This window comes from Halomonas sp. S3-1-1, from assembly GCF_023757625.1.
Lineage (GTDB): Bacteria > Pseudomonadota > Gammaproteobacteria > Pseudomonadales > Halomonadaceae > Vreelandella.
The window spans coordinates 714,155-730,969 of record NZ_JALGBZ010000001.1 but is presented as its reverse complement, the minus strand read 5'-3'; the positions used below and the strand labels follow the sequence as shown (position 1 = coordinate 730,969).

Below are 16,815 nucleotides of genomic sequence, written 5' to 3'. Positions count from 1 at the left end.
AACGCAACGGCGTCCAATCAGCGCGACAACATGAGTTAACCGCTACACTAAATCGTTTACCTACCGTCAAACGCCGCCTCGGTGCAGCGTATGACGTACTGATCATCAGTACCAATAAGGACATCATGGGTCTTCAAGAGATCACCTTCGGCGGGATTTATATTAGCCCACTGCTCGTTTATGCGCTGCTCGGGTTTATCCTGACCCTGCTCATACGCACGCTGCTACACGTCGTGCTGGCCTCCAGGGCGCTGTGGTTCGAAGCCTGGTTCGATGTCTCGCTATTCGTCATTCTCACGGCGCTGATCGCCTTCGTTTTCACCGTTTTGCCAGGGACCTTTTGATGCGCTCCTCGCTTCGCATACTGCTTACGTTGATCATGGTGGCGCTGGCCATCGCCGCCGGCACTTGGCTTTGGCGCTACTACCTGTATACCCCTTGGACCCGGGATGGCCGGGTACACGCCGACGTCATCACCATCGCACCGGACGTTTCCGGCTGGGTGCGTACGCTCAGCGTGGGCGATACCGACTACGTCGACCAGGATGACGCCCTGTTTCAGATCGACCAGGCGCGCTATCAGGCCGCCGTCGACCAGGCCCAGGCCGAAGTCAACCACCGTCAGGCCACCCTCGAGCTCAACCGGGCCGAGGCAAGCCGACGCAACCGGCTGGGCAACAGCCGCGCGATCAGCGAAGAGAACCAGCAGATCGCCCAGATCAACTCCCAGGTGGCCGCGGCGGATCTGGAGCAGGCTCAGGCGTCGCTCGATGCCGCTAGGCTCGATCTCGAGCGAGCCAGCGTCACGGCGCCGGCGAGCGGGCACGTGCTCAACGTACAGTTCAGCGAAGGCAACTACGTCAGCCGCGGCACGCCGGTCATGGCGCTGATTCGCGAGGACTCCTACTACGTGGTGGGCTACTTCGAGGAGACGAAAATGGCCTCGATCCGCGTAGGCGACCCCGCCGACGTCACGCTGATGCAAGGCAATACCCGCCTCAACGGTCGCGTGGCGGGCATCGGGCGCGGCATCGCCGATGCCAACACCACGCTCAACGCGCAGCTTCTGCCCCAGGTGACGCCCACCTTCAACTGGGTGCGCCTGGCCCAGCGCATTCCTGTGCGCATCGCGCTCGACGAGGTGCCTTCTGATACGCTTTTGAGCGTGGGCATGACCGCCACGGTACGTATTCGCCCGGACGGCGCGTAGCCCCATGTCGCCGCTCGTTAAAACCTACCTGATGCCCGAACCCGCGGCGGTGAAGTTCGCCATCAAAACCACGCTCGCGATGATGCTGGCGCTTTACGTCGCCTTCGCCTTCGATCTCGAGCGCCCCTACTGGGCGCTGATCTCCGCCGCCTTTCTCCAGGTACGGCCGATGAGCGGGATGGTGATCGAGAAAGGCATCTGCCAGCTGGGCGGCACCTTCATCGGTGCCGTGGTCGGTATCGTCATCATGGCGCTGTTCGCCCAAGCCCGGGTGCCGGCGATCATGACGCTGACGCTCTGGATCGTACTGTGTACTTACGTGGGCTCGCTTTGGCGCAACAACTACACCTATGGCTGCCTGATGGCCGCGGTGACGGCGATGCTGATCGTGGTGATCGCCGGTGGCAGCACCCCGGCCGGCATTTTCAACGTGGCCATAGCGCGGCTGACCGAGCTTGGCCTGGGCGCGATTTGCGCCACCCTCGTAAGCTCGCTGCTGTGGCCTTCGAGGGTGGGGCAACATCTCGCCGACCAGGCCGATACGGTCATCAATCGCGCCTTTTATCACGCCGCGCTGCGCCTTGAAACGAGCGAGGATCGCGACGAGCTGCTCAAGGCGCTGCGCGAAAGCCTCGGCGCGCTGACCCAGCTCGAAACCGACAGCCAGGCCGCCCGCTTCGAAGGCCCGGAAGGCCCCGGGCGCATTCGTGCCTCCCACGTGCTCACCCGGCGCACGCTGCGCTTTTTGGCGAGCCTTCACGCGCTGGATCAGCTGTTGTCCGATCATACCGAGCGGCTGGACCCTAAAAGCGTGGCCATCGCCCGCGAGCTCGCCCAGGGGTTCACCGACGCCGAGCACGTGCAAGGCGTGGCCGGCGCGCGGCGCTACCTGCAGGCGCTGCGGGGCCAGGTGCACGAAAGCGACGACCCGACGCTTGCGCCGTTGGACCGGCGCCTGCGGCTGGGGCTGCGCGAAGTGCTAGGCCACGCGATGATCATGCTCGACGCCCGCGAGGCGATTGCCTCCCCCGGCACCTACACGCTCAAGGCCGGGCCGCTGGCTTGGCACCGCGACCGGCTGGCGGCCTTGATCAACGGGCTGCGCTCTGGCTTGGTATTCGCCGGGCTTGCGACGTTCTGGATCGTGACGGCCTGGAATAGCGCCATGGTCGCCATGATGCTCGGCACGCTGTTCTCAGCGTTTTTTGCAAGCAGAGACAACCCGGTGGCCATTACCCTGATGTTCTACAAAGGCATGCTCGCCGCCATTCCCAGCGCGTTTTTGTTCGGCCACGTGCTGCTCGCCCAGGTGCACGATTTCCCGCTGATGGCGGTGGTGTTCGGTACGCCGCTGTTTCTGGGGCTTCTGGGCGCGGCCAACCCGGCCACCATGGGGTACTGCCTGGCGTTCACCATCTTCAACATTCTGCTCACCATGCCGGGCAACGACATGGACTTCTCTTTCGACAGCTTCGCCAACCGCGCGGTGGCGGCGATCATTGGCTTGACCACGGTGGTCACCGCGTTTCGCCTGCTGCCGGGGCTTGGCACCAGCCTTCGAAGGCGGCGTTTGATTCGCGCCATCTCCAGGGATATTCACGGCTTGCGGCGGCGCTCGATCACCCAGGGCGAAACCCGTTTCAGTGGCCACATGGCAGACCGCCTTTTGCAGCTCGCCCAGCACGACGACGTGTTGCCCCAGGAGCAGCGTCACCTCTTTGCACTGGGCCTGACCGGGCTCGATATCGGCACCGCCATTTTGCGCCTTCGCCACCGCTTCGACAGCGCCGAGCATCCGGCCATTCAAAGCGCCCACCAGGCGCTGCTCAAGGCGCTGGCCCAGGGCTTCGAGCAAAGCGCCCGGGGCCACACGTTCGAAGGCCTCGAGGCAGCGGGCCAGGATCTAAAGGCCGCCCTGGAAGAGCACACCGACGATAGCCCGGCGCGGCTGGCGCTATTGACCGGGCTCATCGAGCGGCTGTCGCTTTCGCTCGACCGCCTGGCCAGGACCATGGCGGCCCCGGCGGATCGCTCGAAAGACGCCCCGGCCGACGCTAAAAGCCAAGCGTGAGAGGTTCGACGTTAAAGCGTTCAACGAACTTTTAGCCAAGCCGCTCATCCAAATGAGCGGCCAAAAAGGTTAGACAAAGCGGCCCTAAGCATAAAAACTGAATTGAACGCGCCCGTCGGCACTTCGCCTCGAGGCCTGCGTCAGGGAGAGCACCATGCTGATCAAAATCGCCAAACCCGGTGACCTGCACGAATCCGATGTGACGCCCGAATCCGTCTACCTGAGCCGGCGGCGCTTTCTGGGCGGCGTGGCCGGCGTCGGCGCGGGCCTTGCGCTTTCCGGACGCGTGAAGGCAAGCGAAGCGTACACCGACGTGCCGAGCGGCGATGCGCCGGCCTGGCTCAGTGAGAAGATCGATCAGACCCAGTGGCGGGCGGTGACGCCGGCGGACCCGGACAAGGACACGCTGGCGCCGTTCGAGGACGCCAGCGGTTACAACAACTTCTATGAGTTCGGCACCGGCAAGAGCGACCCGTCCAAACGTGCGGGTAGCCTTTCAACCGAGCCCTGGAGCGTGGTGGTCGACGGCGAGGTCAATAACGGCGGGCGTTTCACCCTCGAGGATTTTGCCAGCCCTTCGCAATTCGAGGAGCGCATCTACCGGCTTCGCTGCGTCGAGGCGTGGTCGATGGTGATCCCTTGGCTCGGCATACCGCTTGCCGACGTGATCCGCCGCGCCGACCCGACCAGTAAGGCCAAGTACGTGCGCTTCGAGACCCTGGTCGACCCGGAGCAGATGCCCGGCCAGCGCTCGTCGTTTGCGCTGATCGACTGGCCTTACGTCGAAGGGCTGCGCCTGGACGAGGCGATGCACCCGCTGACGATTCTGGCACTCGGCATGTACGGGCGCGAACTGCCCAATCAAAACGGCGCGCCGCTGCGCCTGGTGGTGCCCTGGAAGTACGGCTTCAAGAGCATCAAGTCGATCGTTCGCATCTCGCTGGTCGAGGAGCAGCCGGTCAACTCCTGGCAGCTTTTAGCTCCCAACGAGTACGGCTTCTACGCCAACGTGAATCCGAACGTGGATCACCCGCGCTGGAGTCAGGCCAGCGAGCGTCGGCTGCCCAACAGCCTGTTCAGCCCCAACAACATCGACACACGCATGTTCAACGGCTACGAAGACGAGGTCGCCGAGCTCTACGCCGGCATGGATTTGAGCGTCAACTATTAATCTCACCGACGACCAAAGCAGGTAACCATGGCAAAGCAGGAAGCCAAATGGCGGCTATGGCGAGGGACGGTGTTTCTTGCTGCCCTCGCCCCGCTGATCTACTGGGGTTTTCAGGTTTATCAAAACGCCGCTGGCCCGGAGCCGGGGCGCTATTTGCTGTTGAACATCGGCATCGGCGGGCTTTGGCTGATGCTGTTGACGCTTTCTCTCACGCCGCTTTCCAAACTCACTCGCTGGAAAGGCTTCGCGCTGATTCGCCGCCAGCTCGGGCTCTGGACGCTGGCCTACGCGACGCTGCATCTTTGTTGCTACGCGCTGTTCATTCTGGGGCTTAATTGGGCGCTGCTCGGTGCCGAAATCGTCAAGCGCCCTTATATCATTGTCGGCATGCTCGCACTTCTGGGCTTGGCGGCGCTGGGGGCCACCTCCAACCGCGCCGCCATGCGCAAGCTCGGCAAGCGCTGGAAAACGCTTCACAAGCTCGCCTATCCGATTCTGGCGCTAATTCTTCTGCACTTTTTCTGGGTGGTACGGGCGGACATGGGCGAGTGGGCAATTTATGCCGCGATCGGCGCCCTTCTACTCGCCATGAGGCTTCCTCCGGTCGCGCGAAGGCTGCCCCGGTTTCGCCAGCGGCTGGCGGCGAAGTAGCGTTTTTCTCGCCAACCACTTCGCTCATCAGGCTGGCGTCACTCACTCCAGGTGAATCGCCGGCAGTCGCTCGCTCACGTTGGGGGGCATAAACGAGTCGGAGCGCGCATCCTCCCAGTACTTCTTGAACACCGTGTGCTCGCAGGTCGATTCGAGCAGCTCATTGGGTTTCAAGAACGTGAACAGCTGGTCGTAAGACTGAATCTCGTTGTCCGATACCCGGCGGATGATGTGATGCGGGCCGAGCTCGCTCGGATGGTGAAGCCCCGCGGCGCCCAGCATTTCCGCCAGCGCTTTTAAAGTGTTCTTGTGGAAGTTGTAGACCCGCTCGGTCTTGTCGGCGACATCCAGGTGGCGGCTGCGCCGGGGGTCCTGGGTCGCCACGCCGCTCGGGCACTTGTCCGAGTGGCAGTTGAGCGCCTGAATGCAGCCCAATGAAAACATGAACCCACGGGCCGAGTTGCACCAGTCGGCGCCCAGGGCCAGGGTGCGGGCGATGTTGAAGCCGGACATCACCTTGCCCGCCGCGCCGACACGAATCTCGTCACGAAGCCCCGCCCCCACCAGGCTGTTGTGTACCAGCATGAGCGCTTCGGTCAGCGGCACGCCCATGTGGTTGATCAGCTCCAGCGGTGCCGCTCCCGTGCCGCCTTCGCCGCCGTCGACGACGATGAAGTCCGGGCGCTCACCGGATTCGAGCATCGCCTTGACGATCGCGAACCACTCCCAGGGGTGGCCAATCGCCAGCTTGAAGCCAACGGGCTTGCCGCCTGAGAGCGTCCGCAGCCGGCCGATAAAGTCCATCAGCTCCATGGGCGTCGAGAACGCGGAGTGAGCGGCGGGCGATACCACGTCCTGGCCCATCGGCACTTCGCGCGCCTCGGCGATCTCCTTGGTCACCTTGGCCGCCGGCAGAATACCGCCGTGGCCGGGCTTCGCGCCCTGGGAGAGCTTGATCTCGATCATCTTGACCTGATCGATACTGGCGTTCTCGGCAAAGCGCTCTTCGTTGAAGGTGCCGTCGTCATGGCGACAGCCGAAGTAGCCCGAGGCGATCTCCCACACCAGGTCGCCGCCGTGCATGCGGTGATAGCGGGAAATCGAGCCCTCGCCGGTATCGTGATAGAAACCGCCCTTCGCCGCTCCGGCGTTCAGCGCCTCGATGGCGTGGCCGGAAAGCGAGCCAAAGCTCATGGCGGAGATGTTCAACACGCTGGCGCGATAGGGCTGGGTACACCGCTTGCCGCCGACCCGAACGCGGAAATCGCTCTCTTCGACCTTGCTCGGCAACACCGAGTGATTGATCCACTCGTGCCCGGAGTGATACATCTGCAGCAGCGAGCCAAAGGGCTTTTTATCGCCTTCGTTTTTGGAGCGCTGGTACACCATCGCCCGCTGCTCGCGGGAGAACGGGCGTTCATCCAAATCCGACTGGATGAAATACTGGCGGATCTCCGGGCCGATGGACTCCAGGAAATAGCGAAAGTGGGCAAGGATCGGGTAGTTGCGGCTCACCGTGCGCCGCTTTTGCACCCGGTCATGAATCCCCAGCGCCGTCAGCGCGCCGAACACAACCACCCCGATGAGCCACGCCAACGAATACCAAACGCCCACCAGCGATACCACCAGCAGCGTAAGGCACACGGCCAAGGCGATATTACGCGGCGCAATGCGCGTCAATCCGCGAGCTTTGAACATGACGACGTGATCCTTGTAAATACGAGCCCCAAAGCGGGGTGGCCCTACCGGCCAGATTGAAATGGCGAACACGAATAAGTGTTAGCTAATTATGGCGATCCATCAAATGGAAAGGGGCGAACCAGACGTCCCCTGGATAGCAGCGGGCGAAAGACGATAGCGACAGACGTTACAAGGCGCGGGACGAGCGCTACTTTTTCCTGAACGCCTCGCTGAATGCCGCGGCCAGAATGCCCGTGGGCATGGCGATGAGGCCGATGCCCGACACGGCGGTCAGCCCGGCAAAGATCTTGCCAAGTGGCGTGATCGGGGTGACGTCGCCGTAGCCGACCGTGGTCAGCGTGGCGATGCTCCACCAAAGCGCCCGAGGAACGCTGCCGAAGGCCTCCGGCTGCACGTCGGCTTCCACCACGTAAAGACAGGCCGACGAGAACAAAAGCAACAGCCCTGCCACACCTGCGCTTAGCCAGAGCTCATAGGCGCGCGTTTTTAGCGCGCAGGAAAGCGACGACCAGGCGCGACTAAAGCGCCCCAATCGCGCCAGCCGTAGGATGCGCGCCAGGCGCAAAAGGCGCAGCAAAAAAGCGTTGTCCTGATGCACGAAGCCAATGAAAAACGGCAGAATCGCGACCAGATCCAGCAGCGCCCAGAACGTCACCATATAGCGAAGCCGCCCCGTCACGCCGCGATAGCGCGCATCCTCCCCCACCGCGTACAGGCGAATCAGATACTCGATAGAGAAAAGAACGACGAACAGCGCCTCGAGCGTAGTAAAAAGCGCCGCCGCCGGCTCACGAAGCGTCGGTTCGGTTTCGAGAATGGCCGTCAATGACGCCAGAATGATCAGCCCGCAGATTACCCGATTGACGCCGGAAAGCCCTCGCTGTCTGCGGGCTTCCGGCGCCAGCTGGCGGTAAAGCTCGGCTCTCGTCATGGGGTGTCTCATCTAAGCTTTCGGCGCTTGTCAGGATACTACGCCAAGGGCGCTCTGACACAGGCCCGCCCCCTACGAAAAAAGCCTCCGGGTGAACCAGAGGCTTTTGCGCTATTGCGATAGATCAGGAGTCGACGTGAAACGCCATGGTGGCGTTGACCGCCTTTTTCCAGCCGGCGTAGAGCGCGTCGCGCTTGTCCGCTTTCATTTCAGGGCTGAAACGCTTCTCCAGCGCCCACTGCTCGGTGATCTCCTCGCGGGATTTCCAGAAGCCCACGGCCAGCCCCGCCAGGTACGCCGCGCCCAGCGCGGTGGTTTCGTTGACCTCGCAGCGCAGCACGTCGACGCCGAGAATATCGGCCTGAAACTGGCCCAGAAAGTCGTTGGCAATCGCCCCGCCGTCGGCACGAAGCTCGGTCAGCGCGATATCGGCATCGGCCTGCATGGCGGTGAGTACGTCAGCGCTTTGATAGGCCAGCGACTCCACCGCGGCGCGGATGAAGTGCTCCTTTTGCGTCCCGCGAGAGAGCCCGAACATCGCGCCACGCACGTTGGAGTTCCAGTACGGCGCGCCCAGGCCGGTAAAGGCCGGCACCATGTAGACGCCATCGTTATCCTTGGCGCGCACGGCGTAGGCTTCGGAGTCCGAGGCCTTGCCGAGCATGCGCAGGCCGTCGCGCAGCCACTGAATGACCGAGCCGGCCACGAACACGCTACCTTCCAGCGCGTACTCGAGAGTGCCGTCCACTTCCCAGGCAACGGTGGTGAGCAGGCCGTTTTTCGACGGCGTGGCGGTGGTGCCGGTATTCATTAGCGTGAAGCAGCCGGTGCCGTAGGTGTTCTTGGCCATGCCCGGTGTAAAGCAGGCCTGACCGAACAGCGCCGCGTTCTGATCGCCGGCGATCCCGGCGATCGGAATTTCCTGGCCCATCAGGTACTTCGGCAGAATCTGGCCCACCACTTCACTCGACGACGTCACCTCCGGCAGCATCGATTCCGGCACGCCGAACAGCTCGAGCAATTCCGGGTCCCACTTGCGCTCGCGGATGTTGAACAGCATGGTGCGCGAGGCGTTACTGACGTCGGTGGCGTGCACCTTGCCGCCGGTGAGATTCCAAATCAGCCACGAATCGATGGTGCCAAACAGCAGCTCGCCCTGCTCGGCTTTCTCCTTGACGCCGGCGACGTTGTCGAAGATCCACTTGAGCTTGGTCGCGGAGAAGTAGGCGTCGATCACCAGGCCGGTTTTTTCGCGAATCATGTCCGCGTGGCCGGCCTCGCGCAGCTCGTCGCAAATTTCGGCGGAGTGGCGCGACTGCCAGACGATGGCATTGTGCACGGGCTGGCCGGTGTTCTTGTCCCACACCACGGTGGTTTCACGCTGGTTGGTGATGCCGATTGAGGCGATGTCGGCAACATCTACACCGCTTTGATTGATCACCTCGGTCAGCGTGGTCAGTACGCTGGTCATGATCTCGCGCGGGCAGTGTTCGACCCAGCCAGGCCGTGTAAAGATCTGCTCGAACTCGTGCTGCGCCGTGCTAGCGACCCGGCCTTCATGATCGAATAGCATTGCCCGCGAGCTGGTCGTGCCCTGGTCGATAGCGAGAACGTATTTTTTCTGGCTCATGAACTGTCTCTCAAACGTTGGCGTAAGAAATAGGGTAACGGGCGTCGAGCCGCGCTAGTAGACGTGGGCGGCAAGCCCGGCAAGCGTGCTGCCAATCAGGGGCCCTGCGATGGGCACCCAAGCGTAGGCCCAGTTGCTGCCCTGTTTGTGCTTGATGGGTAGTAGCGCGTGGGCAATACGCGGGCCCAAATCGCGGGCGGGGTTGATCGCGTAGCCGGTGGGCCCACCCAATGACGCGCCGATCGATACCACCAACAGTGCCACCGCCAGCGGGCCAAGCCCGGAGGGCGTGTTACCGAACATGATAATGACAAAGATCAGCACGAAGGTACCGATAATCTCGGTCACCAGGTTCCACCCATAAGCGGCAATGGACGGCCCGGTCGAAAACGTGGCGAGAATCGCAGGCGCCTGGTCGGTAGCGTCGTAGTGCTTTTTATAAGCCAGATAGCACACCACCGCGCCGATGAACGCGCCGATGAACTCGGCGCTAAAGTAGGCAAGCGTGGTGGCGGCGGTGATCGGAATATTCGGCGCGTACTCGCTGGCCGGACCCACCAAGAGCGCCAGCGTCACCGCCGGGTTGATGTGCGCGCCGGTATCGAAGGCGACGTACACCGCGCAAAACACGGCCAAACCCCAGCCAAAAAAGATAACGATACCATCGCTTCCCTTGCCATTGGTGCCGTTTAACAGCACGTTCGCCACTACCCCGCAGCCCAGCAGCGTCAATATGGCCGTTCCGGCGATTTCATGAAAAAAAATGGTTCCAAGCATGGCGTTCCAACCGGTGCGTTTATCGGCTCGTGCGCCTGCCCTACTTAGAGGTACAAGCAGGCGCACGTGTTCTTTTTCGAAAATATCGTTTTCTTTTTCGGCATCCTATCGGGGCGATAATAAAAAACAATATAAAATTCCGAAAAAACCTGGAAACCATCCAAAAGCCACTGATTCGATTAGAATTAACGCCTCATTAGACATTAGTTGAGCAATCAATTACCGCTAGTAAATAACAAGTTACGCGAAAGCAAAAAACTTTCGTCGTGTCAATTAACGAACAGCGCGGCATCGGATCACGTGAATGCGCTCTTCTTTCATGCACTCATCTCCGAGTGTGGAAGGAATGTTGTCTGCCCTGGCACAACGTCTTCTATACTCAAGCAGGCGGTCATTACACGGGCCCATGAAAGCCTGCCGTAGAGCAGACCTGTCCGGCGCACCGCACCGGGTCATTCATCAAGGAGGAACACCATGCAGACGACTGCACACCCCAGGGCTTATAGCGGCATTCATCCGCTTCACGCCGTTTTGTTGGCGGGCATGCTCCCGCTTTTTCTCGGCGCCGCCCTGAGCGACTACGCCTATTTCACCAGCTATCACATCCAGTGGGGCACGTTCGCGTCCTGGATGATCGCCGGGGGGCTGGTCTTCAACGGTTTCGCGATTCTCGCCGCGCTGATCGGCGTTTTTCGCGCCGAGCGGGGCAAGGGGCTGTCGCTTGTGTATCTGGCGGTGCTGGTGGTGAGCTGGGTGCTCGGCTTCATCAACGCGCTGGTTCACGCTAAAGACGCCTGGGCGATGATGCCCGCCGGCCTGATGCTCTCGATCGTCGTGGTCGTACTGACCCTGGTCGCTCTTTTTCTCGGATTTACCCGCACGCGCGCCGCCGGAGTCGCCTCATGAATGCCTTTCGCCTTAAGCCTCGCGCCCGCTATCTGGCGCCTCTTTCCGCCCTGCTGGTCGCCACTGGCGTCAATGCCGCCGATGTCGAGCAGCCTTACGGCCCCAACCCAACGCTGCCGGAGCCCGAGCGCGGCCTGTTACCGAGCATGACCGTGCCGGAGCCCGCCGAGTGGGGCAATCAACTCCCCACCGTGCCTGAAGGCTATACGATCTCCGCCATCGGCACCGATCTTCTGGTGCCGCGCCAGACCATCGTGCTGCCGGGTGGCGATATACTGGTGGCCGAAGGCAGCGGCGGAAACGCGCCGCAGCTCAAGCCCAAGGATTTCATCGCCGGGGTGATCAAAAGCAAGGGCAACACCTCGGTCGAAAGCGGCGATCGTCTGACGCTTTTGCGCCCCAATGGCGACGGTACCTATGAGCAGTCCGTTTTCGCCGAGGACCTGAACGCCCCTTACGGCCTGGCGCTGATCGACAATGACCTGTTCGTGGCCAATCAGGACGCGCTGGTACGCTTTGACTACGAAGAGGGCCAAACCCAGGCCAGCGGCGCGCCGGAAGTGATCGCGCAGCTTCCCGCCGAGATCAATCACCACTGGACCAAGGCGATGGTCGCCAGCGCCGACGGCCAGTACCTGTACGTCGGCATCGGTTCGAACAGCAACATCACCGAGCGCGGCATGGACGCCGAGGTCAATCGTGCCGAGGTGTGGGAAATCGATGCCGAGACCGGCGCTCACCGCCCCTACGCCACCGGCCTTCGAAACCCCACCGACTTCGCCATCCAGCCCGGCACCGATCAGCTCTGGGCGGTGGTCAACGAGCGCGACGAGCTGGGCCCGAACCTGGTACCGGACTATCTCACCACGGTGCAGGAAGGCGGCTTCTACGGCTGGCCCTACAGCTACTGGGGCCAGAACGTCGACCCGCGCGTTCAGCCCCAGAATCAGGCAAAGGTCGATGCCGCGATCGCTCCGGATTACAGCTTAAGCTCCCACGTGGCGCCGCTGGGCGTGGCGTTCTCCATCCCTGAGGTGGGCGATGAGTACGCCGACGGCGTGTTCGTTGGCGAGCACGGCAGTTGGAACCGCGCCGACCCAGCCGGCTACAAGGTGGTCTTCATTCCGTTCGAGAACGACCAGCCCGCCGGTGATCCGATCGATTTCGTCAGCGGCTTTTTGACCGAGGACGGCAACGCTCGCGGCCGCCCGGTCGGCGTCACCGTCGCCCCGGACGGCGCGGTAATCGTCGCCGACGACCTGACCAACGTGGTATGGCGCATCGCCCCGGACAACCCGGTCGTGACCGCCGCCAGCAACGACGCGGAAAACACCGAGGCCAACGAGACGTCCAGCGCAAGCGAGCCGGCCTCCAGCGATACCGACGACATCGATAATGGCGATACTGACAATGACGACACCGACACTGGCGACGAGCAACCAACCGCCGAGGAGTAACGTCGCTACCGGGCCGTTCGATCACAATGGTGTTACCAGAACGGTTCGTTAGAACGGTGCTGTAAAACGATACGTTGACGAAAAAGGGGCGCTGGCCAGACGGTCAGCGCCCCTTTTTCTTTCCAGTTTTCCTACACGTCGATGGTGAGCGCGGCGAGTCGCTCGCGGTCGATGTCGATCCCCAGCCCCGGCCCTTTCGGCAGCGCCAACTGGCCGTGATCCAGGCATGGCGGTTCACTCAAGAGCGCCTCGCGTAGCGGGTTGTCGGCGGAGACGTCGAACTCGACCCAGGTCGGGGTGTGATCGCGTGCCGGGTGCGGGTGCGGCGCAAGCGCGGCGGCGTAGTGCGCGGCGGCCACGATGCCCACCGCACTCCCCCATACGTGAGGCGATACCCTCAGACCGTTCAACTGCGCCATGTCGGCGATACGTAGCGCCTCGACGAAGCCACCGCACAGGTTGAGATCCGGCATCAGCACATCGACCCCGCCGGTCGCCGCCAGCTCGCGAAACTCCACCGCGTTGACCGAGGCCTCCCCCGCCGCGATGCGCCCCGACCGGCGCGAGGCCAGCCGCCGGAACCCGGGCAGATCTTCCGGCGCAACGGGCTCTTCGATCCAGTAGGGGCGATACGGCGCGAGCGCCTCCATGGCTTCCAGCGCGATATCCGCGGTGTAGGCGCCGTTGATGTCCGCCATGATGGCCACGTCATCGCCCAGGATGCGTCGCGCGGTGCTCATGCGCTCGACATCACTTTTGATGCCGCGGCCGATCTTGATCTTGTAACCCTCAAACTTACCGGCCACGCGTTCGAGCTGCGCTTCCAGCGGGAGCGCTTTAGGTTCGTGGAAGTAGCCGCCGGAGGCGTAGACCTGGACCGATGCCTGCTCTTCGCCGCCGAGCAGGCGGTAGATCGGCAGCCCCAGCAGTTGGCCGATCCCGTCGTGCAGCGCGATATCCAGCCCGCTGACCGCCGCGGCGAGCTGGCTCTGGGCGCGCACGTGATAAAGCACGTTGGTCATGCGCCGCCAGATCACCCGGTGATCGAAGGCACTCTGGCCGACGTAGGCCTCGCGCAGAATATCTAGGTAGGCAAGCGTGGTTTTCGGCGGCCCGTAGCACTCGCCGATGCCCACAATGCCCGAGGCGAAGCGTACGAAGACCAGCGTTGCCATACGCGCGTGGCCGATTTCACGCGCGCTGCCGTAGCCGCCGTCGGCCGGCAGGAAGCTTGCGATGGGCACCATATCGATCGACTCGATCCGCGCATCCGACACGGTGGTGGCGCTGCTTCGGGCGCCATTGATAGTAGCGCTGCTTCGGGCGCCATGGAGAGATGAAGTCATGCGAAAACTCCGAATTAGATGAGGCTTGGCAGCCAGAGCGTGAGCGCCGGAATGAAGGTGATCAGCACCAGCGATACCAGCAGAGCGGCGATGAACGGCACGGTGGCCCGCACAGCGCGGGGAAACGAGATATCTGCCACCCGCGCCAGTACTAACAGCACCAGCCCCACCGGCGGCGTCAAAAGCCCGATCATTAAATTGAGCACCATGATGATACCGAACTGCACAGGGTCGACACCGGCCTGCACGGCCAGCGGCAAGAGCACCGGCGTCAGGATCGTGATCGCCGCCACGGTCTCCATGAAGCAGCCAACCACCAGCAAAATCAGATTGATCAGAATCAGAATCAAAATCGGGTTGTCGGCCACCGCCATGACGGCCCCGGCAAAGGCCGTCGGCACGCCTTCACGAGTGAGGATCCAGGCGAATATCGAGGACGCCGCGACGATCAATAGCACCACCGACGTCATTTCGATGGTTTCCCGGAAAACGGTGATGATCTGGCGCCAGCCGGCGCTGCGGTAAACGAGCGTGGCCAGCACCAGCACGTAGGCCACCGCAGCAATTGCGCTTTCGGTGGGCGTGAAGATGCCCAGCACGATACCGCCCACGATGATCACTGGAATCAGCAGCGACAGCGCCGCGTGAATGAAGCTCGAGACCAGCCGCCGAATCGAGAAGCGCTCACCGACCGGGTAGCCGCGCCGATGCGAGATCACCGCGACCATCAGCATCAAAAGCCCCGCGATCAGAAGCCCCGGCACGATACCGGCAACGAACAGCTGGCCGATCGAGGCGCCGGCCACCACGCCGTATACCACCAGCGGCAGCGACGGCGGGATGATCGGCCCGACCGTCGAGGAGGCGCCGGTGATGCCCACGGCGAAATCGACGTCATAGCCCTTTTCCCGCATCGCCTTGATCTCGACCGCCCCGAGCCCGCCGGCATCGGCGATCGCAGCGCCCGACATGCCGGCGAAAATGACCGAGGCGCCCACATTGACGTGGCCAAGCCCACCGCGCATCCAACCCACCATGGAATCGGCGAAATTGAAGATACGCTCGGTCACGCCGCACACGTTCATCAGGTTGCCGGCGAGGATGAAAAACGGCACCGCCAGCAGCGGAAAGCTGTCCACCCCACCCACCATACGCTGGATCAGGACGATGTCCGGAATGCGGTCGGCGGCAAGCAGGTAGATCAGCGACGACCCGGCCAGCGCCACTGCCACCGGCGCGCCGATCAGCAGCAGCACGCCAAGCGCTGCGAAAAGCAGAATGATCATGACGATGCCCCTCCCCGCCAGTGGCTGATGCCCTGGCGCGCGAGCCGATACGCCATCATCAAAAGGGCAGCGGCCACGACCGTATAGATCCACCCCTTGGAGATCGGCAGCGTGCTCATGCTGGAGTTCCAGACCCGCTGACCCACCTGCCAGGCAAGCCAGGCCACGTAGGCGAAAAAGACCGCGCTCAGCAGGTTGTTGAAGCCTTTCAGCCAGCGCTTGCCACGCTCGGGCAGCACAAGCTCGAGAATTTCCACGTAGATATGCCCGCGCCTCGATGCCGCCCCGGCGGCGCCGATAAAGACCAAAAGCACCAGCAGCATGCGAGCGCCCTCCTCGGTCCAGCCGATCGAGTGGTTGAAGACGTAGCGCGATAGAAACTGGGCGAACACGACCCCGCCCAGCAACATCAGCACGCCCAACGCCACGTGATCCTCGAACACCCACTTGGGCGGGGCAGGTTCAATAGCGGAAACGCTCGGCGCGGGGTCGAGCGCGCGTTGAGCGCCATGATCGGCCGCGGATTCGCGGCCAAAAGCGTCATGGCGTGCCACCGGGTCGTGATGGCGGCCCTGATCATCGTTCATTACTCGATCGCCTCCAGGCGCTCGAGCTGCTCAACGCTCCAGCCCACGTCATCGGCGGTGAGGTAGGGGCGCACGAGTTCGGCGAAGGGGGCGCGGTCCACCTCGTGAACACGAGTGCCGTTCTCCTCGAACCAGGACACCAGTGCCTGCTCCTGCTGCTGGATATCCAGGCTACCCTGCTCGCCCGCTTCCCGGAAAACGTCCCGGAACATGGTTTGATCTTCTTCAGACAGCTGCGACCAGGCATCGCCACTCATGATGATCGGCTGGCTATCGAAGATGTGACCGGTCAGCGAAATATCCGACTGTACCTCATCGAACTTCATCGCCTGGATGATCGGCAGCGGGTTCTCCTGGCCATCGACCACGCCCTGCTGAAGCGCCAGATAGACTTCCGAGAAGGCGATCGGCGTGGGGTTGGCGCCCACGGCGCGCGGGAACATCAGCAAAAGCGGCGCATCGGGCACACGAATCTTCATGCCTTGCATGTCATCCGGCGTCAGCTTGGGCTCGTTGGCCGTTACGTGGCGCTGACCGAAGTAGATCAACCCCAGCGGCACGTGGCCGGTGGTGTCTTCATAGCCCTGAGCGAGCTCCTGGAAAAGATCGCTGTTCGCGTAAGCGAGCCAGTGATCGAAATCCCTGAACACGAAAGGGGCACTGCCGAGCGCAATGGGCGGGTAGGCGTTGCCGGCAAAGGCATTGCCGGTATAGATGATGTCGACGACACCCAAGTCCAGCCCTTCGTTGAGTTCGACTTCATTACCCAGCTGTGACGAGGGAAATACCTCGACAGTGTGGCGGCCTTCACTGCGCTTTTCGATCTCCTCGGCGGCCCACTGCGCCCATTTGTGATGGCTATGGCTTGCCTCGTAGATATGACCAAACACGAAATCGTTGGCCTGGGCGGCCGAGACCAGCGAAAGCGACAGGGCCAGTGCGGTGAGAGGTTGGCGTACACGCATTGTTATCTCCTTGTTAAGACGAACAGCCAGCCTCCAGTACACGTAAAATGACGGACCCCAGCAATTTGTTTATTATCGATACCTATAAAAAACGTCAACCAATTGTTTTTAAAAGCTAAAAATTCA

Annotated in this window: 15 protein-coding genes; 7 read left to right on the top strand and 8 right to left on the bottom strand. The window is 62.4% G+C overall.

The features are described 5' to 3' along the window. Positions 1 to 125 precede the first annotated feature (125 nt). The 5 genes from MQW23_RS03520 (at position 126) to msrQ (ending at position 5,103) form a co-directional block, all read left to right on the top strand. Positions 126 to 344, top strand: a complete 219-nt coding sequence (locus MQW23_RS03520; protein WP_252106430.1) for a DUF1656 domain-containing protein — start codon at positions 126 to 128, stop codon at positions 342 to 344. Further along, positions 344 to 1,210 carry an efflux RND transporter periplasmic adaptor subunit gene (locus MQW23_RS03515; protein ID WP_252106429.1) on the top strand — a complete coding sequence of 289 codons (867 nt, stop codon included), beginning with the start codon at positions 344 to 346 and terminating at the stop codon, positions 1,208 to 1,210. The genes MQW23_RS03520 and MQW23_RS03515 overlap by 1 nt, the downstream gene beginning before the upstream one ends. 4 nt (positions 1,211 to 1,214) lie before the next feature. Next, a complete protein-coding gene (locus MQW23_RS03510) occupies positions 1,215 to 3,281 on the top strand; it encodes an FUSC family protein (protein WP_252106428.1) in 2,067 nt (688 codons plus the stop codon). Between the two features lie 154 nt (positions 3,282 to 3,435). Then, the gene (msrP, locus tag MQW23_RS03505; protein ID WP_252106427.1) at positions 3,436 to 4,452 is read left to right on the top strand and encodes a protein-methionine-sulfoxide reductase catalytic subunit MsrP; all 1,017 of its coding nucleotides are present in this window, start codon (positions 3,436 to 3,438) and stop codon (positions 4,450 to 4,452) included. Positions 4,453 to 4,479: 27 nt separating this feature from the next. Further along, entirely contained in the window at positions 4,480 to 5,103 is a 624-nt protein-coding gene (msrQ, locus tag MQW23_RS03500; RefSeq protein WP_252106426.1) for a protein-methionine-sulfoxide reductase heme-binding subunit MsrQ, read from the top strand. Positions 5,104 to 5,145: 42 nt separating this feature from the next. Here msrQ and MQW23_RS03495 read toward each other — a convergent pair whose 3' ends face one another. The 4 genes from MQW23_RS03495 to MQW23_RS03480 all read right to left on the bottom strand — a co-directional run bounded on the left by MQW23_RS03495 (position 5,146) and on the right by MQW23_RS03480 (position 10,142). Beyond that, positions 5,146 to 6,801, bottom strand: coding sequence for an FMN-binding glutamate synthase family protein (locus MQW23_RS03495; RefSeq protein WP_252106425.1), 1,656 nt, complete (start codon positions 6,799 to 6,801; stop codon positions 5,146 to 5,148). A gap of 190 nt (positions 6,802 to 6,991) precedes the next feature. Continuing rightward, positions 6,992 to 7,735, bottom strand: coding sequence for an ion transporter (locus MQW23_RS03490; RefSeq protein ID WP_252106424.1), 744 nt, complete (start codon positions 7,733 to 7,735; stop codon positions 6,992 to 6,994). 124 nt (positions 7,736 to 7,859) lie between these two features. Then, complete coding sequence (gene glpK / locus MQW23_RS03485; RefSeq protein WP_252106423.1) at positions 7,860 to 9,365, bottom strand: glycerol kinase GlpK; 1,506 nt, start codon at positions 9,363 to 9,365, stop codon at positions 7,860 to 7,862. A gap of 54 nt (positions 9,366 to 9,419) precedes the next feature. After that, entirely contained in the window at positions 9,420 to 10,142 is a 723-nt protein-coding gene (locus tag MQW23_RS03480; RefSeq protein WP_252106422.1) for an MIP/aquaporin family protein, read from the bottom strand. Between the two features lie 474 nt (positions 10,143 to 10,616). Here MQW23_RS03480 and MQW23_RS03475 point away from each other — a divergent pair, with 474 nt between their 5' ends. Beyond that, on the top strand, positions 10,617 to 11,048 hold the full coding sequence (locus MQW23_RS03475) for a DUF2231 domain-containing protein (RefSeq protein WP_252106421.1): 432 nt from the start codon (positions 10,617 to 10,619) through the stop codon (positions 11,046 to 11,048). Then, on the top strand, positions 11,045 to 12,505 hold the full coding sequence (locus tag MQW23_RS03470; protein WP_252106420.1) for a PQQ-dependent sugar dehydrogenase: 1,461 nt from the start codon (positions 11,045 to 11,047) through the stop codon (positions 12,503 to 12,505). The genes MQW23_RS03475 and MQW23_RS03470 overlap by 4 nt, the downstream gene beginning before the upstream one ends. Before the next feature lie 131 nt (positions 12,506 to 12,636). Here the strand turns inward: MQW23_RS03470 and MQW23_RS03465 are convergent, their stop codons facing one another. From MQW23_RS03465 to MQW23_RS03450, 4 genes are read right to left on the bottom strand one after another with little or no spacing between them, the layout of a single operon-like run. After that, the gene (locus MQW23_RS03465) at positions 12,637 to 13,851 is read right to left on the bottom strand and encodes a mandelate racemase/muconate lactonizing enzyme family protein (protein WP_252106419.1); all 1,215 of its coding nucleotides are present in this window, start codon (positions 13,849 to 13,851) and stop codon (positions 12,637 to 12,639) included. Positions 13,852 to 13,865: 14 nt separating this feature from the next. Further along, the gene (locus tag MQW23_RS03460) at positions 13,866 to 15,137 is read right to left on the bottom strand and encodes a TRAP transporter large permease (protein ID WP_252106418.1); all 1,272 of its coding nucleotides are present in this window, start codon (positions 15,135 to 15,137) and stop codon (positions 13,866 to 13,868) included. Next, positions 15,134 to 15,724 carry a TRAP transporter small permease gene (locus tag MQW23_RS03455; RefSeq protein WP_252106417.1) on the bottom strand — a complete coding sequence of 197 codons (591 nt, stop codon included), beginning with the start codon at positions 15,722 to 15,724 and terminating at the stop codon, positions 15,134 to 15,136. The genes MQW23_RS03460 and MQW23_RS03455 overlap by 4 nt, the downstream gene beginning before the upstream one ends. Next, positions 15,724 to 16,689: a sialic acid TRAP transporter substrate-binding protein SiaP gene (locus tag MQW23_RS03450; protein WP_252106416.1), complete on the bottom strand. Its 966-nt coding sequence runs from the start codon at positions 16,687 to 16,689 to the stop codon at positions 15,724 to 15,726. The genes MQW23_RS03455 and MQW23_RS03450 overlap by 1 nt, the downstream gene beginning before the upstream one ends. Between the last annotated feature and the right edge of the window lie 126 nt (positions 16,690 to 16,815).

Coding starts and splice junctions, on each gene's coding strand:
- MQW23_RS03515 (WP_252106429.1), top strand. CDS start 344: ATGCGCTCCTCGCTTCGCATACTGCTTACGTTGATCATGGTGGCGCTG.
- glpK (WP_252106423.1), bottom strand. CDS start 9,365: ATGAGCCAGAAAAAATACGTTCTCGCTATCGACCAGGGCACGACCAGC.
- MQW23_RS03465 (WP_252106419.1), bottom strand. CDS start 13,851: ATGACTTCATCTCTCCATGGCGCCCGAAGCAGCGCTACTATCAATGGC.
- MQW23_RS03470 (WP_252106420.1), top strand. CDS start 11,045: ATGAATGCCTTTCGCCTTAAGCCTCGCGCCCGCTATCTGGCGCCTCTT.
- MQW23_RS03490 (WP_252106424.1), bottom strand. CDS start 7,735: ATGACGAGAGCCGAGCTTTACCGCCAGCTGGCGCCGGAAGCCCGCAGA.
- MQW23_RS03510 (WP_252106428.1), top strand. CDS start 1,215: ATGTCGCCGCTCGTTAAAACCTACCTGATGCCCGAACCCGCGGCGGTG.
- MQW23_RS03480 (WP_252106422.1), bottom strand. CDS start 10,142: ATGCTTGGAACCATTTTTTTTCATGAAATCGCCGGAACGGCCATATTG.
- msrQ (WP_252106426.1), top strand. CDS start 4,480: ATGGCAAAGCAGGAAGCCAAATGGCGGCTATGGCGAGGGACGGTGTTT.
- MQW23_RS03475 (WP_252106421.1), top strand. CDS start 10,617: ATGCAGACGACTGCACACCCCAGGGCTTATAGCGGCATTCATCCGCTT.
- MQW23_RS03450 (WP_252106416.1), bottom strand. CDS start 16,689: ATGCGTGTACGCCAACCTCTCACCGCACTGGCCCTGTCGCTTTCGCTG.
- MQW23_RS03520 (WP_252106430.1), top strand. CDS start 126: ATGGGTCTTCAAGAGATCACCTTCGGCGGGATTTATATTAGCCCACTG.
- MQW23_RS03495 (WP_252106425.1), bottom strand. CDS start 6,801: ATGTTCAAAGCTCGCGGATTGACGCGCATTGCGCCGCGTAATATCGCC.
- MQW23_RS03460 (WP_252106418.1), bottom strand. CDS start 15,137: ATGATCATTCTGCTTTTCGCAGCGCTTGGCGTGCTGCTGCTGATCGGC.
- MQW23_RS03455 (WP_252106417.1), bottom strand. CDS start 15,724: ATGAACGATGATCAGGGCCGCCATCACGACCCGGTGGCACGCCATGAC.
- msrP (WP_252106427.1), top strand. CDS start 3,436: ATGCTGATCAAAATCGCCAAACCCGGTGACCTGCACGAATCCGATGTG.